Origin of the sequence: Deinococcus detaillensis, assembly GCF_007280555.1 — a bacterium.
Classification (GTDB): Bacteria; Deinococcota; Deinococci; order Deinococcales; family Deinococcaceae; genus Deinococcus; species Deinococcus detaillensis.
Genome location: NZ_VKDB01000002.1, coordinates 145,404 through 161,841 on the forward strand (window position 1 = coordinate 145,404; position 16,438 = coordinate 161,841).

Consider the following 16,438-nt stretch of genomic DNA (forward strand, 5'->3'; position numbering starts at 1 on the left):
ATACTTTTCATTCTTTTCATGAAAGAAAAAAATAGAAAGCGCATATTTGTAGAATTTCTCACGTTTACAACAAGGCGGTCATTTTTAAGTCGCCCATAGACGGTGAATAGAAATAAATTAGAGAAATCAATCTCACTCAAGATATTTATGGTTTGCTCATTTTATGGGGGGTGTCGTCGCTCTCTTGTCCCATGCCCCGGTCAACCGCCCGCTGAATAAACTTGACGGCCTTGAGGGTACTCAGCCCCAAATACTGCGCGACCCGTTGCTCATCGTGGGTGAGGTTGAGCATTCGCAGCCCGGCGTGATTTCTCAGCGCCCGCCAAGCGCGGTACGGCACATTGCCGCTCAGGCACACCCGAAAAAGTGCGGCCCGCACCATGTGGTCGTTGTCTAATTCTGGAAAAACTTTGCCTTCGCCGCCGAAAAGCTGGGTCACGCCCTGTGAGTGGGCATAGTGCTGCAAAGCGGCGTGCAGGGCCGTGCCGGTGGGCACTTCGCGGCCCCGCACGCTGAGGACGCCCTGCTCGAACTGCATGTCGCGCCAGTTGAGCTTGGCGACTTCCGGCCCGGTCAGGCCCGCGTGTGCGCCGAGCAGCACCAGCGCTTGTTCGCGGGCGTTACCGTGCGTGAGTAGGCGCTGAATTTCAGCTTCTGTGTAGGCTTCCTTATGCAGTGCCGGATCATTGCTGGGCGCGTCGAGTTGTGTGAATGGATCGGCGGCGACTGCGCCCTGATCTCGCAGCGCTGTATACAGGTTGCGGGCGTGCGCGAGGCGGTTGATGACGCTGGCGGGCGTGTCGGGGTGCTTGCGCTTAAGAAAAGCCAGATACGCCGCTCCCAGCGTTTCGGCAGGTGACAGCACGCTCTGGCCGCTGTCAAAGGCCCAGCGCAGAAAAATCCGGCAGCCGCTGACATTGTTGCGGCGGGTGGCGTTGCCGGGCTGACCGGGCAAGCTCGACTCGACAGCATTGAGGACGCCTTCCACATCTTGTTTGATCAGCAGTTGACGCAGTTCGCTTTCACTCATTCTAAGAATATATAACGGCCCGCCCAGAGAAACACTTCATGATCTGGAAAAACAATTCACAGCTAAGTGGGGGGCCCAATCAAACAGTCAAGCGGGCGGCTCGACAAATTCAAAGACGTGTCCTTCCGGGTCGCGCACCGCTAGCCCCACTTCGTCAATTAGGTGCGGCAGGCCCGCTTGCTTGACCCGCCGGGTCACGGCCTGCACGTCGGCGTAGAACCTGACGAGGGCGTGGTCGCCGCCCAGCATATCGGCGAGGCCCACTTGCGGATCCCAAGCATAGAGCCAGCGCCGGGGCGTGCCGTCGCCGTCGGGTTCGGGGTGTGGGGCCAACGTGAACTGAGCAAAGTCACGGTCTTCTTGCTCTTTGGCAAAGGCGAAGCCGTAAGCCTGCGGCAAGTGGGTTTTCATGGTGGAGTAATCCTGAAACGCCAGCGCCGCTTCGCGCAGACCGATGATCGGCAGGACGTGGGGGCGGGCCGGTTGCACTGAAGGCAAAAAGTAAGGGCGGCGCGAATCAGCCAAGTTGACGCCGCGCAGTTCCAAGCCGTGCCCGAAGGGATCGAAAAAATAAAGGCCTCGGTCAGGCGCGTCGGAAGTGCCCAGATTGATCTCTTGCCAACTCAGGCCGTGTTCGTCCAGCACGTCTTTGCAGCGCGGCAAATCTGAACTCTGTACCTGGAAAGCGTAATGCAGGTGAGAGGCCCCGCGTGCTTGCAAAGGCGCGAGCCGGGCGTCGTTGTGCTGCCGCGTCACCGGCTGCCACAAGCTCAGGGTCTGGTGGGCGTTGACGCGCAGGGTAGCGACGCTGCTGGTGTTCCCTGCTTCCTGCTCAAGTCTCTCAAGGCCCAGCACCTGCTCGTAAAAGCGCACGCCCCGCGCCAGATGGTTGACTTCCAAGGTGATAGAGGCCAAATCGAGCAGCGGTGAGACGGCGGCCTGAGGGGCAGTGGTGGTCTGCGAATCGTTCACGCCCCCAGCATGAAAGGCGGCGGCCTGCGCGTCCGTAGGCTGGCTCACTGGCAAAGTGAACTGTTACTTCACGTTCATGCTGAGGTATTTGGTGGTGAGGTACTCCTGAATGCCCCACAACCCACCCTCGCGTCCGTACCCGCTCTGTTTGACACCGCCAAACGGAGCCTGCGCCGTGCTGGGAACCGGATCGTTCAGCCCGATGATGCCGTACTCCAAAGCAGCGGAAACCCTGAATGCGCGGGAGAGGTTGTTGGTCCACAGATACGCCGCCAGCCCGAATTCGGTGTCATTGGCCGCCCGCACCGCTTCTTCCTCCGTGTCGAAAACGATCACCGGAGCCACCGGCCCAAACGTTTCTTCCTGCATGATCAGCATCTCGGCACTCACGCCGCTGAGCACGGTGGGCTGGAAGTACAAGCCTTCACCAGCCTCACCACCTGTCGTAGCGATTGCGCCTTTGCTCAGCGCGTCCGTGACATGGCGCTTGACTTTCTCAAGACCCTGCTGATCCACCAGCGGCCCGATTTGGGTGGCAGCGTCCAGTGGATCGCCCACTTTCAGTTTGGCCGCCGCTTCGCTCAGCTTGCGGGTAAACTCATCGGCGATGCCGCGCTGCACATACACCCGGTTGACGCACACACAAGTCTGCCCAGCGTTGCGGAACTTGCAGGCTATGACGTCGGCCACCGCCTGATCCAGATCAGCGTCATCGAAGATCAGGTACGGCGCGTGCCCGCCGAGTTCCAGCGATACGCGCTTGAGGGTCGGTGCAGCCTGAGCGGCCAGCAAGCGGCCCACTTCGGTGCTGCCGGTGAACGTGATTTTGCGGATGCGGACGTCATCCATCATCACCTTGGTGGTCGGCACCGGGTCAGAAGTGGTCAGCACGATGAACGTATCTGCCGGGCCACCCGCCTCAGTCCACAGTTCGGCCATCTTGAGTGCCGTCAGCGGTGACTGTTCGGCGGCCTTGAGAATGATGGTGCAGCCTGCCGCCAGCGCTGGGCCTACTTTGCGGGTTGCCATCGCTGCCGGGAAGTTCCAGGGGGTCACGGCGTAAACAGGCCCGACCGGTTCGTGGGTGACGATCAACTGTTTGGTGACGCTCTGGCTGGGCACCACTGTGCCGTAGATGCGTTTGGCTTCCTCGGCGTACCACTCCAGGAAAGACGCGGCGTACTTGACCTCGCCCGCTGCCTCAGTGACCGGTTTGCCCATCTCGGAGGCGATCAGGCGGGCGATTTCGCCGACGTCACGCAGCATCAGATCGTTGAACTTGCGCAGCAGAGCCGAGCGCTCGTAAACGCTGGTTGTGCGCCACGACCCGAACGCCTTGAGGCTGCGTTCGACGGCGTCCTGGGCGTCCTGCACCGTCTGGTCGGGAATCTGAGCAATCACTTGGCCGCTTGAAGGGCTGATCAGATCAAAAGTTGGCTGTGCTGTTCCGGTCATGCGTTTACCTCTTCTGGCGCTGCCGAGAACGGGCGCGGCAGATAAAATGGAAGTCGTGGGAAAGGTCGTTACCTCAGCAGTCTACCCGTGACGCTGGGACATGTGGGTAGGCGCGACCCCCCGCTCTCTGCTGCCGTCCTCAAGCCGTGCCTTTCAAGAAAGCGGCGCGGTGGTCGCTCATCTGGTGTGCCACGCTGGGAAAGTCGGGGTCGATATCGAGTTTGTAACCGTCCCAGTAGCCGTCACGCTCAGGATCAAAGAAGCGGGCGGGCGGCATCTCGGCGCTCATGGCCGCCGCTTTGATGGCCCGCCGCGTACGGACGCGCAGGGTTTCTGGATGGGCGCTCCGCACTTCTTCGGCGCTGATGGGCGGCAAAACCCGCAGGCCCACCCGCACACCGGAACGCAGCGTGGGCGCAAAAGGATGCTCCCAGATGCGGTGCGCACCGGTCAGCGCCACCGGCAAAATCGGCACACCCAGCAGCTTGGCCACTTCAAATACGCCGCGCTGAAAGTCGCTTTGAATGCCCGCGATGGTTCCCTGCGGAAAAGTCACCAGACTCTCGCCGCCTCCGAGAATCTCCTCTGCGCCGCGCAAAAGATCGCGGAAGCCGCCGAGCGGGTGTTCGGGATTGATCGAAACATGGCCGAGTTTGCCCAGCACCGGTCCGATCTCAGGCCAGGTAAAAATCTCGCGCCGCGCCACGAACCGCATCATCAGCGGCAGTTGCAGCAAGCACGGCACGTCGGCAATGCCTTCATGTAGCGAGGCGATCAGATACGGCCCTTTAACGGCGGCGGTTGGGCCGATGTTCTCCAAGCCGTGCAGTTCCAGCTTGACATTCAAATGAGTCAAGATGCTGCTGCTGAGCGTTCGCTGAACTTTCATCCGCTGGGCGGGCGTCAGCGATTCGGGGAAGCGCTGCGCCCACTTGAGACTGCTCCAGATCAGCGGGCGGCCCAGCAGTGCAAAACGCAGCCGCGTGGCGAGGCCTTCTGGCGCAAAGATCAGCTCGACTGGGTCATCGGGGTGGGGGGTGACGGGCGGGGGCAAGCAGACCTCAAGCGGGGCGAGTAGGGGAGAGTGTTGAGAGGCGGCCTTCAGGTTATTTACGAAAGAGAGCGCCAAAAAGTTCAGCGCTCAATCTTCCTCGAAAATTTTGCCGGGATTCATCAGGCCTTGCGGATCGAACAGCGCTTTGATGCCGCGCATCAGTTCTAGGAGGTCGCCGTGTTGGGCGCGGAGGTGGCGGCGTTTGTGCAGGCCGATGCCGTGCTCGCCGCTGCAGGTGCCGCCCACCGCCAAAGCTGCGGCGACCATCAAGTCGTAGACCCGCCCGATGGTTTGCCAAGTCGCCGCGTCTTCCGGCGGCGCGTGAAACAGCACGTGAAAATTGCCGTCTCCCACGTGGCCGACGAAGCTGGCGTCCAGCTTGTTCTCGGCGCACAGGCGGTGGGTCAGGGCGATGGTGGGAGCCAGTTCGTGCAGCGGCACGCACAAATCGGTGCTGAGCATTGCGTGGTCGGGGTGAAGGGCGCGGGCGGCATAGTAAGCTTGGTGCCGCGCTTGCCAGAGTTGCTGGCGCTCGGTTTCGCTGCGGGCCAGCTCCAAGCCGCCCGCACCGCCCGCCGTGCAGAGTTCGGCGCAGAGGGCCAGCGCTTCGTCCAGCGCCGTGCGGCTGGCAGCAGCGAGTTCGATCCAGAGGGTCGGCGCTTCGGGATAGCGGGTGCACTGATGCAAGTTGACGGCCCGCATTTGCCGCTCGTCCATCAGCTCCAAGCGCTCGGGTTGCAAGCCCGCCTGCATCACGCTGGCCGCGCACTGGGCCGCCTCTTCCACGCTCCCGAAGTGACAGCGCAGCACCGCCAACTCGGAAGGCAATGGGTGAAGCTTGACGCTCAGCTCAGTGATGACGCCCAGCGTGCCTTCCGAGCCGATCAGCAGGTGGCGCAGGTCGTATCCGGCGCTGCTCTTGCGGGCCTGAGTGCCCAGCTGGATCACTTTTCCGCCGATCAGCACCGCCCGCATAGACAGCACGTTGTCGCGCATGGTGCCGTAGCGCACCGCTCCCGTGCCCGAGGCGTTGGTGGCCGCCATGCCGCCGAGACTGGCCTCCGCGCCCGGATCAACCGGAAAAAACAGACCGTGTGGCCGCGCCTGCCGGTTGAGCGCCGGATACGTCACGCCCGCCTGCACCGCTGCCAGAAAGCCCTGCGGCTGGATGTCCAGCACAGTGTTCATCTGCGAAACGTCCAGTGAAATCCCGCCGCGCACCGGAATCAGCTGGCCTTCCAAGCTGCTGCCCGCCGCGAAGGGAATGATGGGAATTTCAAACTGTGATGCGGACGTCATCACCCGCCGCACCTCGTCTTCGCTGCGGGCAAAAATCACCGCGTCGGGCAAGTGGCGCTCGGCGCGGCTCTCATCGCGGCCATGCTGCTCCAACACGTCCGGTACGGTTGAAAAGCGTTCGCCAAAATGGGCACGCAGTTCGCTGAAAGCTGAGCTGTTTGGAACTGGGCTGTTCATCTGGGCAGCAGTTTAGCGTCTGGGCAGCTATGCTGAGCGTACAAAGCCCTACAGGAGGCTCGATGAACCTTGCAGACTTGCACAACCTCGCCCAGATAGAAGCGGCGGCCAAGTCGCGGCTCGCTCCCAGCACCCTGAGTTACTACGACGGCGGAGCCAACGACGAGCTGACGGTGGCGGCCAACCGCGCCTCGTATGCCAAGCTAGCGCTGCTGCCCCGCGTGATGGTGGACATCTCGGAGATCGATTTGACCACCAGCGTCTTGGGCACGCCGCTCAAGTTGCCGGTTGGTATTGCGCCCAGCGCCCTGCACGGACTGGCTCACCCAGATGCCGAGTGCGCCACCGCCCGCGCCGCCGCCAGCATGGGCAGCCTGATGACCCTGAGCACCTTGAGCAATTCCACTATTGAGGAAGTGGGTGAGGCCGCGCCGGGAAGATGGTGGTTTCAGCTCTACCTCTACCGTGACCGCGAGGTAAGCCGCGCCCTGGTGGAGCGGGCCGAGGCCGCCGGAGCCGGAGCGCTGGTGCTGACGGTGGACGCCGCCTACCTGGGCCGCCGCGAACGCCTCCTGCGTTTACCGATGGTGGTGCCGGAGCAACTGGCCCTGCCGAATATCGGCGCTCAGCACCCTCAACCGCTTCAGTATTTCGTTTCGCTCCTCGACACTTCGCTCAACTGGAAGGATCTGGCGTGGCTGCGCGGCCTGACCGATTTACCGATTGTGCTCAAAGGGATTTTGACTCCCCAAGACGCCGACCTCGCCGCCGAGCACGGCTGCCACGTTTGGGTCAGCAATCACGGCGGGCGGCAACTCGATACGGCGGTGACGGCTCTAGAAATGCTGCCCGAAATCAACGCGGCGCTGGCTGGCAGGCGCGAACTCTACCTCGACGGCGGTATTACGCGCGGCACCGACGTTCTTAAGGCGCTGGCGCTGGGGGTAAATGCAGTCTTTTTAGGCCGAGCGGCGCTGTGGGGCCTAGCCGTGGCGGGCGAGGTGGGCGTGGTTCACACCCTCAAACTGCTGGAAGATGAACTGCGGTTGGCGATGGCCCTGTGCGGCAAAACGAGCTTGGCGCATTTGGGGCCGGAGTTGGTGCGGGCGGGCGGCTGAAACGGGAGAGACTTCAGTTGAGGCTCAGCGTGACCCCGCCCGGCGCGGCAGAATCTTCCACCAATGTCAGGGTATTGGTGGTGTTGCCCAGCAGGGTAAAGCTCTTGGTGACTTCCAGCGAGGTGGCCGAGCAGCGAACGCCCAGCGAGTATGACACGTTGCCGGTGTCGCTCTGGCTGCCGCCCTTACTGGTCAGTGTCTGCTGAGTATAAGGCGGAGCAAAAGCAGTGGCAAGTGCCTGAGCGCTGCCCGGCTGAATATAGACTTGAAGCTGCTGGGTAGCGTAGCTACCGACTCCTCCCGAAGCCGTGAAAACCACAATTTCACTACCGCTTTTATTGATCAGCGCCATATTGGGGCACGCGCCTGCTGGCGTGTAAATGATGTTCAGAATCGCCAGATTCGGCAGAGGGGAACCAACGTTATTTGGGTAGCCGCAACTGCCGAGCATGGGCAAGGCGAGAAAAATTAGAGCGCCGAACTTGAGCATATTTTTCGTGTACATGGCGGTTCTCCTTATTGGTGCGGGACTTGAAACGGCCTTCCTGCTAAAGCTGCTGGGAAGGCCGTGAGCCGGATGGTTTGGTTGTTCTGGATAGAGTCCATAGTCAGGACTGGAGTGGCAGGAGCGGTGCTGGAAATTTTCAGGAAATCATTAGACGCATCGCCGCCGTGGAAACACTGGGCGGGGGCAGGTGCAAGGATTATTTGTTGGCGAGGTAATCGACGATCAGAGTGGGATTATTGTTAATTTGAAGCTGATCCTTGATGCTGTTGCTCAGGAAGGGTTTGGCGAACCGCACCTGATACTGGCTGAGGTTGTTTTGCGTGGCCCGGTTCGCCCAGTCGCCCTGAAGTTGGGTTTTGACATCGGCACTGTATGGACCGCCTGAAGGCCCGAAGTTGCCCGTGATTTTGTTGGCTGCGGTAAGATTCAGAAAGGTGACCCAGCTAAAGCCAACGGCTGCGGGGTCGCCGTATTTAACGCTATACAGTTGCAGCGCTTCACCACTGTCGGTCAGATTGGAGAAGGCACCGGGAGTGACTGAGCTGTGTCCAGCAACCAGTGGCGCGGTAAGAAAGCTGTTGGGCTGCTGGTCTGTAGGCAGACCACTCAGTGTGGTCAGGTCAAAAGTCAAATACGCAGCAACCGTGTGGTCGGCAGCGGTGTCGCCGATACAGAGCGTGATCGGAGTGCAGGTATAGCTCGCCTGGGTCGTAAAATCGACACTCAGCGTTTTGAGAGCCACAGAAGGGATAGCCACTGCAGTGTGTTTGACCGCCGTGCTGAAGGTCACGTCAAGCTGGCTCAGGTTCAGATTTCCGGAAGGCGCGTCACTCTTGGCCGCTGAAGTGATGGAAAAGCTGTACTTGTTGGGCGTGGATGGCCCGGTGCCCGCAATGCTGGCATAGGTCGTCAGCGCCGTAGGAGTGATGGTCAGTGTCTTGTTATCAGGCGACCAGACGAAGGTTGCGGTGCCCAGTGGGGTGGTGCCTGTCACAGCGGGGGAGCTGTAGGCGCTCTGAGTTACAAAGGCGTCCATCGGCTTGCTGAAGGTCACCACGATGGGCGTTCCAGCGGCGTTGCCTACCGAGCCGTTGGCTGGTGACACGCTCAAGACGGTGGGCGCAGCGGGCGCGGTAGTGGTCACGGTAATCGTCGCGGTCTTGGTATTCGTGGCGTTCTTGACGTCCTTGGCGGTTAGGGTCACGGTGTATGTTCCGGCGGCGGCGTAAGTGTGGGTGGGCGCGGCGGCGGTGCTGTTGGGTGTGCTGTCGCCCCAGTTCCAGACGTAGGTCAGGGTTGCGGTTTCGCCTGCGTCGGCGTCGCTGCTGGTGTTGGCGGTGGTAACAATGAGGGGGGCGGGGCCGCTGGTCGGGGTGACGGTGAAATTGGCGACGGGCGCGGTGTTGGTGGTGGCGGGCGTGCCACCTCCGCTGCAAGCGGTCAAGCTGAGGGCGGCGGTCAGAATAAGGGCGGGAACGAGGGCGGTCCTGAAGGTCTTGTTCATGGTCATACCTGCCTTGTGGTGGGCGAGTGAGCGGGCCAAGAAACGCGAGCGGGCGGTGATTTGGTCTGCGGCATGGTCTGACATGGGGCTTCCTCCTGTGGACGTGGGGCGAAGTGGTGAAACAGTCAGGCAGCGGAGGAGATCGGCAGGCACCTTTGGCTCCTTATTGAGCCGCTGCCCATTCTTGTCAACCTCTTCTTGCTCGCTGCTGAGATCAAGATACGCGCTTATCCATGAACGACCCCTGAACGACCATGAACGCTGCGGCAAGGCAACAAAAAACCCCGCGCAGAGCGGGGCAAGTGGCGAACATCAAATTTCGTTTTTTCAGTATCCGCTCAGCCGCAGCATCGGCAGACCCTGACTGAGCGCGTCCTGATTTGCAGCGACGCCAGTGACAGCAACTTTAGATGTGGACAAATTGCCGCTAGTTCCCGCGATAACCCGTCCGCTCGACAGCATGTACGTCCGCAGCGCTGCCGCCGTCATGTTGGGGTTGGCTTGCCGTGCCAGTGCTGCCGCGCCCGCCACCAGCGGCGCAGCAAACGAGGTGCCGCTGTAGAGTTGAACGTGGCCCAAATCGAGCGCCTCACCCGGAGCGCTGATATTGAGGTAACTGCCCCGCGTGCTGAACCCAGACACGGGCCACAGCGCGGAAGCGACCAAGCTGCGTGCGCTCCACGTAGGCGGCGTGGTAGAGGCCACCGCCAAGAGCGGCAAAGCGGCCTGACTCGGCGCGTGCGAGCGGGCAAAAGCGGCGGGGTACTCTTCGGGGTCGGTTGGATTGCTGGCTTGGTGCTGATTACCGCCCGCCGCGACCACCACCGCACCCTGAAGCTGCGCCCAGTTGAGAACCGCGTGAATGGCCCCCGTCGGTGACGCGCCGCCCAAACTCAGGTTGATGACGAGTTGCTGTGCCGGAACTTGGCTGAGCGCCACGCACAGCCCGCGCAGCACGTCTTTGGTGCTGCAACTGGCCTGCCCAGCGCCCTCCAAGCAGACTTTGATCGGCAGCACGCCCGCAGCGGGGGCCGAGCCGCTGAGTGCCCCCGCTGCCAGTATGGCCACCTGTGTCCCGTGTCCTTCCCAGAAGTCCTGCGACCCGGCCAGCGAAGGCGCGGGATTGGCCGGATCAAACGGCACGAGGGCATTGATCGGTGGCGACACGCGGGCCAAACGAATTCCCTGCTTGTCGGTCAGTTCGTGGGTGGGGTCGAGCTGGGGGCTGAATCCGGTGTCCAGTACGGCGATGGTCACGCCTGCGCCGGTCATGCCGCCCGCCGGACTGCCCAGCACCACCCTTGGCGACACGGGGGCGAGGACATAATGAAAACTCTGCTGGTTAACCTGTGCTTTGAGGTTTGGAAGCTGGGTCTGAGCCTGTGCGCTCTGAGACATAGCGGGCAATGTCTGACTAAGCGCACCAGCACCCCAGCGCGTGAGCGGATCGGGATACCAGACATCCTCGCCGCCTTCCTGCGCCAGCAGGTTGAGAGCCGCTTCCAGCGTGATGCCCGCGCCCAGTTGAATATCGGCCAGCGTGCCTCCGCAGGGCGAGGTTGCCGCAGGCTGCGCCGCCTTGGTATTGGGACTGGAACGCGAAATTGGAGCGGGCAGCGTTTCCCGCGAGTAGAGCGTGCCGATACCAGGAAGCAGGAGCAGGCGTGCCAACAAATCACCCGCTTGCGTCTCATTGAGGTTGGGATCAATCAGCAGTTGTACGCGCCGCGCCTCTGGATCGTTGGGTGTCTCCGGGGCCAGCACTTCAACATCGCGGGTGGTGATGGTTTTATTGGTGCTGTCGTTGACAAACTGCACCCGCAAGCGTCCCGGCGGGGTGCTGGCAGGAATTCTCACCGTGACCTGCTTGCCCCTACTGGGAGCAATGGCCCCGGAGATCGTCACGGGTTTTCCTTCCACCTCCGACACACTCAGGGTCACTGTACCGCCCGCACGGCCCCAAGCGTCCGGCAAAGCGCTGCCCGGTACTGGGGCTACCCCTGCGCCCAGCGCCGCGCCGCACAGCAAGCCCACACCCAGCAAACCCGTTGCCAGCCACCCCATCATTTGTCTTGTTCTGTTCATGGTGTTCCTCCTGTGGTTGAGTTTGTCAAACGCCCCCTGAACGAGCCATGAACGTTAGGCGCTGCTCTTCGTAATAGGCGATCATATCTTCTTGTCCAGTGCCGCGTAGTAACTCAAGAGCCTCCTCAATCAGCGGTAGACTTTCCTTTAATTCGCCAAGATTGCCCAGTACCATCGCCAGCGTGTGAATTTCACCAGTCAGGCGTGCGTGAATGATGGCATTCTGGTAAGCCTGCTCAGCGGCTTCAACATGCATCAATCTCTGCTCAAGTGCGCCCACGTTATTCCAAGCCAGTGCTGCTGTCGCCGCTTGTTGCTTAATTTGCGCCAATTGTGCCGCCTGCCGATAAATGTCCAGTGCCTGTTCTGAATCGTTTTGGCGCTCAAGAAGCCAGCCAATATTGTTCAAAGTCAGGGCATGTGGATGTTTCACCGAGAGCGTTCTGATTTCTTCCATTGTCGTAGTAAGGTCATCAGCAAGTTCGGTCATGGCAACAGCTTGCTGACAAAGCACTTTGAGATAGCTTAGCTCATCTCCCAACAGCCGAAATAGGCCACATGCCCGCGAAAAAGCGGCTTTTGCCTGTGTGTACTCTTGAGCCGACAATGCCAGTGTTCCCAAAACCATATGACCCCGTGCGCGGGTTGCCAGATCGCCAGACAATGCCGTTTGCGCGGCGTCACGGGCTTCTTCTGTGCGCCCAGTCCGCCACAGCGCCAAACTTCTCACCGCCTGAACCTCCGGCGTCAGCGGCAAGGCGTCCAGCCGTTTCAGCGCTTCCGGCCCGCGTCCCAGCGTATCTAGGGCGCGGGCGTGCAGCAGCCAAGTTTCGGGCGTTCGGGCGTGGGCAGCCAGAAGTTGCTCGGCCTCGCTTTCCTGTTCAGCATCTAGCAAAGCTGCCGCGCTGGCCGAAAGCGCCGCTTGAAAGCCCGGCAACTCGCTGGAACCTGTCAGCGTCTGCGCCCGCAAATACAGAGGCAGTGCGTAGGCAGGCGGTAACTGAGGCGCGAGCAGCATCAGTACCTCGGCTTCCATACTGGGCTGGGACGCCAGCCACTTCAGCACCGTTGGGCGGGCCGCCACCCCAACGCCGCCACCTTGCCACAGCCCAGCCAAACCGAGTGTTTCTTGAATGTGGGCCAGCACCTCGGGGTCAAGTTGCAGGGCGCGGCGGGTGACCTGCGGGTCAGGCTGATCTTGCAGCGCGAGGCAGGCCAGCACCTGACGTACCTGCGGCGACAGCGGCGACAGCAGGGTGGCAAGCGCGTCGGTTAGGGTCTGCCCGTGTTGGGGAGCGGCCAGCAGCGCCGGAATACCGCCAGTGTGCCGAGCGTCCTCGGCGTTCAGACTCTCCAGCGGTAATGGGCGCAGCAGCAGCTCGCTCAGGCCGCTGCCGCTGCCGAGTGCCGAGCGCTCACGGCTGCTCAGAATTAGTGGCCCAGCGGCCCGCGACTGGGCCAGGCGCAGCAGCACCCGCCGCGAATCGGCATCGGCAGCTTCCCAGTCGTCCAGCACCAGCCCTGCCGAGAAGAAGCTGTCCGGCCCCGCGCTCAGCAGGCGCAGCCATCCTTCATCAGTGGTGGGCGCGGCACTTATCTGCTTGCCCAGCAGCGGCAGCAGGGTTTGGTAGGGCTGCCCCGACTGCCCCACCAGCAAGGCCGCGCCTGATCTCGCCGCCGCCCTTTGAAGCAGCGCCGATTTGCCCAGACCGCGAAAACCGCGCACCCACAGCGCTTCTCCGGCGGCCAGCTCCATCAGGCGGGCCAGCTCGCTCGCTCGGCCCAGCAGCGCGGCCCCGCCCCCACCCACGCTCTGCGGTTCACGCAGGTGCAGGCCGAGCTCCTGCGCTTCGTGGGCCGCTGCCGCCGCCGTCGGATGACCCCCCGCACTCAGCAGGCCGTGAACTTCGCGCAGCTGGGAGGCAGTCAGGGGAGCCGCGCCGGTGAGCGAGTAGGCCGCTGCCGCCGTCTGAGCGGCCTCGCCCGCATCATTGGGGGCCTGAGTCCTTGCCCGCCCCAGCAGCGCTTGCCGGTATTCGCCTGCCAGTTGCTCGCGGGTGGTCATCACCCACTCTTCGAGCTCTTCGGCCAAGTCCGCAAAGCTGAGGTCAACCAAAAACGGCCCTTGATACAGCGCTTGGGCGGCGCTGAAGTCTTGGGCCGTCAAAGCCGCCAAAAAGAGCGGAACATCACTCTCCAGTTCGGTTCGGATTTGGGTTTCTGAGGCTTCAATCAAGTTCGGCGCAGCTTTGCGCAGTTGCGCGACCGCCACCGACAAGCTGTTGAGCGGATTGGCAGCGGCGGGCCAAAAAAGCTGTGCGACGCTGCGGCGCGGCTGAACACCCTTCAAACTGAGATACACCAGCAGCAGCAGCGGCTTTTCGCGGCCAAACTTCAAGCCCACCAAGTCCAGATGACCCAGCGTTTGAAGGTGGTGGCTTGGCATACCTGCAAGTATAGGCTGCCGCACGCCATGTCAAACGGGTCGGAGGGCCTCGTTATCCTGCTCTGACCTCTTCTGCGTAAACCCTCCGGCTTTGCTCAGGTCGGCAGACCCGAGTCGAGTGAGGGGTGGGCACTTTACCCCAATTTGAACGGCAGATACTTCGGCACCCAGAACTTGCCGCGCACCCGCTCCAACAGCGCTTCGTCGCTGAGATCGCGTACGCCAAATTCGGCGGCCACGCCGTCTTTGAGGGCCTGTTTAATCACGGCGGCGGCGACTTCTATGCTGGCGGCTGAGAGTTCGGAAACCGGCGGGTAAATCCGTTCTGGATAGTGGCGCTCGGTGTAAGCGGCCAGCGCGTAGGCGGCTTCCAACACCATTTCGTCGGTGATTTCGCGCACGCGGGCCAGAATGCAGCCGAAGCCCAGCCCCGGGAAAATGAAAGCGTTGTTGCCCTGCCCGACCGGATACGTCTGTCCATTCAGCTCTACCGGATCAAACGGGCTGCCGGTGGCGACAATCGCCGCGCCGTCGGTCCATTTCAGCACGTCACTCGGCAGCGCTTCGCAGTTGGCGGTGGGGTTGGAAAGCGGGAAGACCAGGGGGCGCGGGGTGTTGGCGAGGGTCGCCTTGACCACTTCCTCGCTGAAGGTTCCGGCGATGCCCGATAGCCCGATCAGCACGGTTGCGCCCGCACCCTTTACGGTGGCGAGCAGGTCGGGCGCTTTGCCCTCGTACTCGAAGCCCAGCGTGGCCGGGTCGTGGGCGTAAGCGCGTTTGTACTCGTCGAGCTTGCGGTCAGACAGCAGCAGGCCGCCGGAATCCAGCACGAACAAGCGGGCGCGGGCCTCGGCGTCGCTCAGGCCGTCGCGGATCAGGCCGCGCCGCAGGGCGTCGGTGACGCCGATGCCGCCTGCTCCCGCGCCGCTCAGCACGATTTTTTGGTCGCGCAACCGCTCGCCTTTGATTCGGCAGGCGTTCAGCACGCCGCTGAGTACCACCGCGCCGGTGCCCTGAATGTCGTCGTTGAAGCTCGGCACCACTTTGCGGTAGCGCTCCAGCACGGTAAAGGCCGCGTCACGCGAGAAATCTTCCCACTGGATGATGGCTTTGGGGTACCTCTCCAAAGTGGCTTCCACGAAGCGGTCGACAAAGCGCAGGTACTGCTCGCCGGTCAGCCGCTTGTGTTTGACGCCGAGGTAGGAGGGATCTTCGATCAAATCTTGGCGGCCGGTGCCCACGTCCAGCTCGACGGGCAAGGTCTTGTCGGGGCCGACGCCGCCTGCGACGGTGTAAAGGCTGAGCTTACCAATGCTGATGGCCATGCCGCCAAAACCCTGATCGCCGATGCCCAAAATGGCGCTGGAATCGGTGGCGACAATGATCCGCACGTCGTTGAGCGGCACATTGGTCAGTGCCTGCCCAGCCCGCTCGATGTTGAAGGTGCTGAGGGTCAGGCCACGCGGCACGCGGTAAATCTGGCTGAACTGCTGCACGGCGAGGCCCACAGTCGGCGTGTAGACAATCGGCAGCATTTCTTCCACGTGCCTGGAGAGCAGCGCGTAAAACAGCACTTCGTTGCGGTCTTGTACTCCGCGCAAAAAAACGTGCTTTTCCAGCGAGTCTTGTAACTTGGTGTAATCGGCGTAGAGGCGCGTCACCAGGTCGTCCAGCGAGTCTACCTGCGGCGCGAGGAGGCCGTCTAAGCCCAGCGTCTGGCGCTCCTCACTGGTAAAGGCGGTGCCTTTGTTGAGCAGCGGAATGCGGGTCAGGTCAAAGCCCAACACCAGCGGATGCAGGTAGCGGTGGCCTGCTTCGTCGCGTCGCACGTCGTAATGGGTGGTCAGAGGGGTGTTGAGGTTGTGGGTCATGTGGCTCCTTTGGTGGGTTGCGGGAAGCGGAAGAATGTGAATGAACAAGGGCCAGCAGGTTTATCAGAGCCCGTTTCCCACCATCGCCAGCGGGTGCCGGTTCATGTCTTTGTAGAGCAGGTACTTGCTCCAGTCGCGTCCCAGCGCTCCGTACCACTGCGGGCAGTGCGCGGCCATCCAGATCACGTCTCCTGTTTTGACCGGATAGTAAGCGTCTTGCAGCTTGTAGAGCCCCTCGCCTTCCAGCATCAGCAGCCCGTGTTCCATGTAATGCACTTCGGTATACGGCAGTGTCGCGCCCGGCGCAAAGCTCATGGTGGAGATCATGAAATCGTGTTTGGCTTCGTCAGGCAGCAGTTTGCGGGCGATCAGGTGGTCGTCGCCTTCAAATTCAAAACCGGCATTCTCGCGCTCGTTGCCCCAGAAGATTTCGGGTGCGTCCACGCCTGTGCCGGCTTCATACGGCTTTTCAAACACGGCGAGGCGGGCGGCGGTTTTGGCAGTCAGGGTGTGCTCCAGCCCCGCCGGAACATAGACGTAATCGTATTCCTTGAGACTGCGGGTTTCGCCGTTCACCTTTGCCTCCACCTCGCCTTCCAGCACGAAGGCAAAGCGCTGATAACCGAGGCTGGACTGCGTGGCCGCCGCGCCTGCGGGCATCTCGGCGCTGAACTGCACGAAGCGTGAGCCTTGCCCGATGACGGGCGCGATGTGCAGCACGATGGCGCTGCCCGGCCACTCGCTCAGGCCGGTGCGAACGTGTGTTTCGGGCGTGATGACGGCGTGCGAGGGCGCGAGGGCGCTGCGGGTTTGACCGAGGTGTTTCATGTGGCTCCTTTAGAGAGGTGAGGGAAGGGCAAGTTCGCTCCGCTCACCACCCCCTCTGTCCCTGCGGGACATCTCCCCCTGAAGAGGGAGA

Annotated in this window: 12 protein-coding genes; 1 reads left to right on the forward strand and 11 read right to left on the reverse strand. The window is 62.0% G+C overall.

From position 1 onward, the window contains the following. Positions 1-145: 145 nt before the first annotated feature. From FNU79_RS03165 to FNU79_RS03185, 5 genes are all read right to left on the reverse strand, one after another. On the reverse strand, positions 146-1,030 hold the full coding sequence (locus FNU79_RS03165) for a tyrosine-type recombinase/integrase (protein WP_143719455.1): 885 nt from the start codon (positions 1,028-1,030) through the stop codon (positions 146-148). 87 nt (positions 1,031-1,117) lie between these two features. Then, positions 1,118-2,050 (reverse strand): VOC family protein, encoded by a 933-nt coding sequence (locus FNU79_RS03170; RefSeq protein ID WP_225429844.1) that lies wholly within the window; start codon positions 2,048-2,050, stop codon positions 1,118-1,120. 15 nt (positions 2,051-2,065) lie between these two features. Next, entirely contained in the window at positions 2,066-3,457 is a 1,392-nt protein-coding gene (locus tag FNU79_RS03175; protein WP_143719456.1) for an NAD-dependent succinate-semialdehyde dehydrogenase, read from the reverse strand. 139 nt (positions 3,458-3,596) lie between these two features. Then, a complete protein-coding gene (locus FNU79_RS03180) occupies positions 3,597-4,511 on the reverse strand; it encodes a lysophospholipid acyltransferase family protein (RefSeq protein ID WP_225429845.1) in 915 nt (304 codons plus the stop codon). Positions 4,512-4,598: 87 nt separating this feature from the next. Then, on the reverse strand, positions 4,599-5,987 hold the full coding sequence (locus tag FNU79_RS03185; RefSeq protein ID WP_143719457.1) for an FAD-binding oxidoreductase: 1,389 nt from the start codon (positions 5,985-5,987) through the stop codon (positions 4,599-4,601). A gap of 62 nt (positions 5,988-6,049) precedes the next feature. Between FNU79_RS03185 and FNU79_RS03190 the strand changes: the two genes are divergently transcribed. After that, positions 6,050-7,105, forward strand: coding sequence for an alpha-hydroxy acid oxidase (locus FNU79_RS03190; RefSeq protein ID WP_143719458.1), 1,056 nt, complete (start codon positions 6,050-6,052; stop codon positions 7,103-7,105). A 13-nt stretch (positions 7,106-7,118) separates the two neighbouring features. Here the strand turns inward: FNU79_RS03190 and FNU79_RS03195 are convergent, their stop codons facing one another. From FNU79_RS03195 to allE, 6 genes are all read right to left on the reverse strand, one after another. Then, a complete protein-coding gene (locus FNU79_RS03195) occupies positions 7,119-7,610 on the reverse strand; it encodes a hypothetical protein (protein WP_143719459.1) in 492 nt (163 codons plus the stop codon). Between the two features lie 199 nt (positions 7,611-7,809). Then, positions 7,810-9,201 carry a PKD domain-containing protein gene (locus FNU79_RS03200; protein WP_143719460.1) on the reverse strand — a complete coding sequence of 464 codons (1,392 nt, stop codon included), beginning with the start codon at positions 9,199-9,201 and terminating at the stop codon, positions 7,810-7,812. Positions 9,202-9,444: 243 nt separating this feature from the next. Then, the gene (locus tag FNU79_RS03205) at positions 9,445-11,202 is read right to left on the reverse strand and encodes a S8 family peptidase (protein WP_143719461.1); all 1,758 of its coding nucleotides are present in this window, start codon (positions 11,200-11,202) and stop codon (positions 9,445-9,447) included. Positions 11,203-11,227: 25 nt separating this feature from the next. Then, a complete protein-coding gene (locus FNU79_RS03210) occupies positions 11,228-13,648 on the reverse strand; it encodes a tetratricopeptide repeat protein (protein ID WP_143719462.1) in 2,421 nt (806 codons plus the stop codon). A gap of 134 nt (positions 13,649-13,782) precedes the next feature. Continuing rightward, positions 13,783-15,519, reverse strand: a complete 1,737-nt coding sequence (locus FNU79_RS03215) for an NAD-dependent malic enzyme (protein WP_143719463.1) — start codon at positions 15,517-15,519, stop codon at positions 13,783-13,785. A gap of 63 nt (positions 15,520-15,582) precedes the next feature. Then, entirely contained in the window at positions 15,583-16,347 is a 765-nt protein-coding gene (allE, locus tag FNU79_RS03220; protein ID WP_143719464.1) for a (S)-ureidoglycine aminohydrolase, read from the reverse strand. Between the last annotated feature and the right edge of the window lie 91 nt (positions 16,348-16,438).

Bases quoted from the DNA above. Each gene is read 5' to 3' on its own strand.
- FNU79_RS03165 (WP_143719455.1), bottom strand. From the start codon at position 1,030: ATGAGTGAAAGCGAACTGCGTCAACTGCTGATCAAACAAGATGTGGAA.
- FNU79_RS03175 (WP_143719456.1), bottom strand. From the start codon at position 3,457: ATGACCGGAACAGCACAGCCAACTTTTGATCTGATCAGCCCTTCAAGC.
- FNU79_RS03185 (WP_143719457.1), bottom strand. From the start codon at position 5,987: ATGAACAGCCCAGTTCCAAACAGCTCAGCTTTCAGCGAACTGCGTGCC.
- FNU79_RS03190 (WP_143719458.1), top strand. From the start codon at position 6,050: ATGAACCTTGCAGACTTGCACAACCTCGCCCAGATAGAAGCGGCGGCC.
- FNU79_RS03195 (WP_143719459.1), bottom strand. From the start codon at position 7,610: ATGTACACGAAAAATATGCTCAAGTTCGGCGCTCTAATTTTTCTCGCC.
- FNU79_RS03200 (WP_143719460.1), bottom strand. From the start codon at position 9,201: ATGTCAGACCATGCCGCAGACCAAATCACCGCCCGCTCGCGTTTCTTG.
- FNU79_RS03205 (WP_143719461.1), bottom strand. From the start codon at position 11,202: ATGAACAGAACAAGACAAATGATGGGGTGGCTGGCAACGGGTTTGCTG.
- FNU79_RS03210 (WP_143719462.1), bottom strand. From the start codon at position 13,648: ATGCCAAGCCACCACCTTCAAACGCTGGGTCATCTGGACTTGGTGGGC.
- FNU79_RS03215 (WP_143719463.1), bottom strand. From the start codon at position 15,519: ATGACCCACAACCTCAACACCCCTCTGACCACCCATTACGACGTGCGA.
- allE (WP_143719464.1), bottom strand. From the start codon at position 16,347: ATGAAACACCTCGGTCAAACCCGCAGCGCCCTCGCGCCCTCGCACGCC.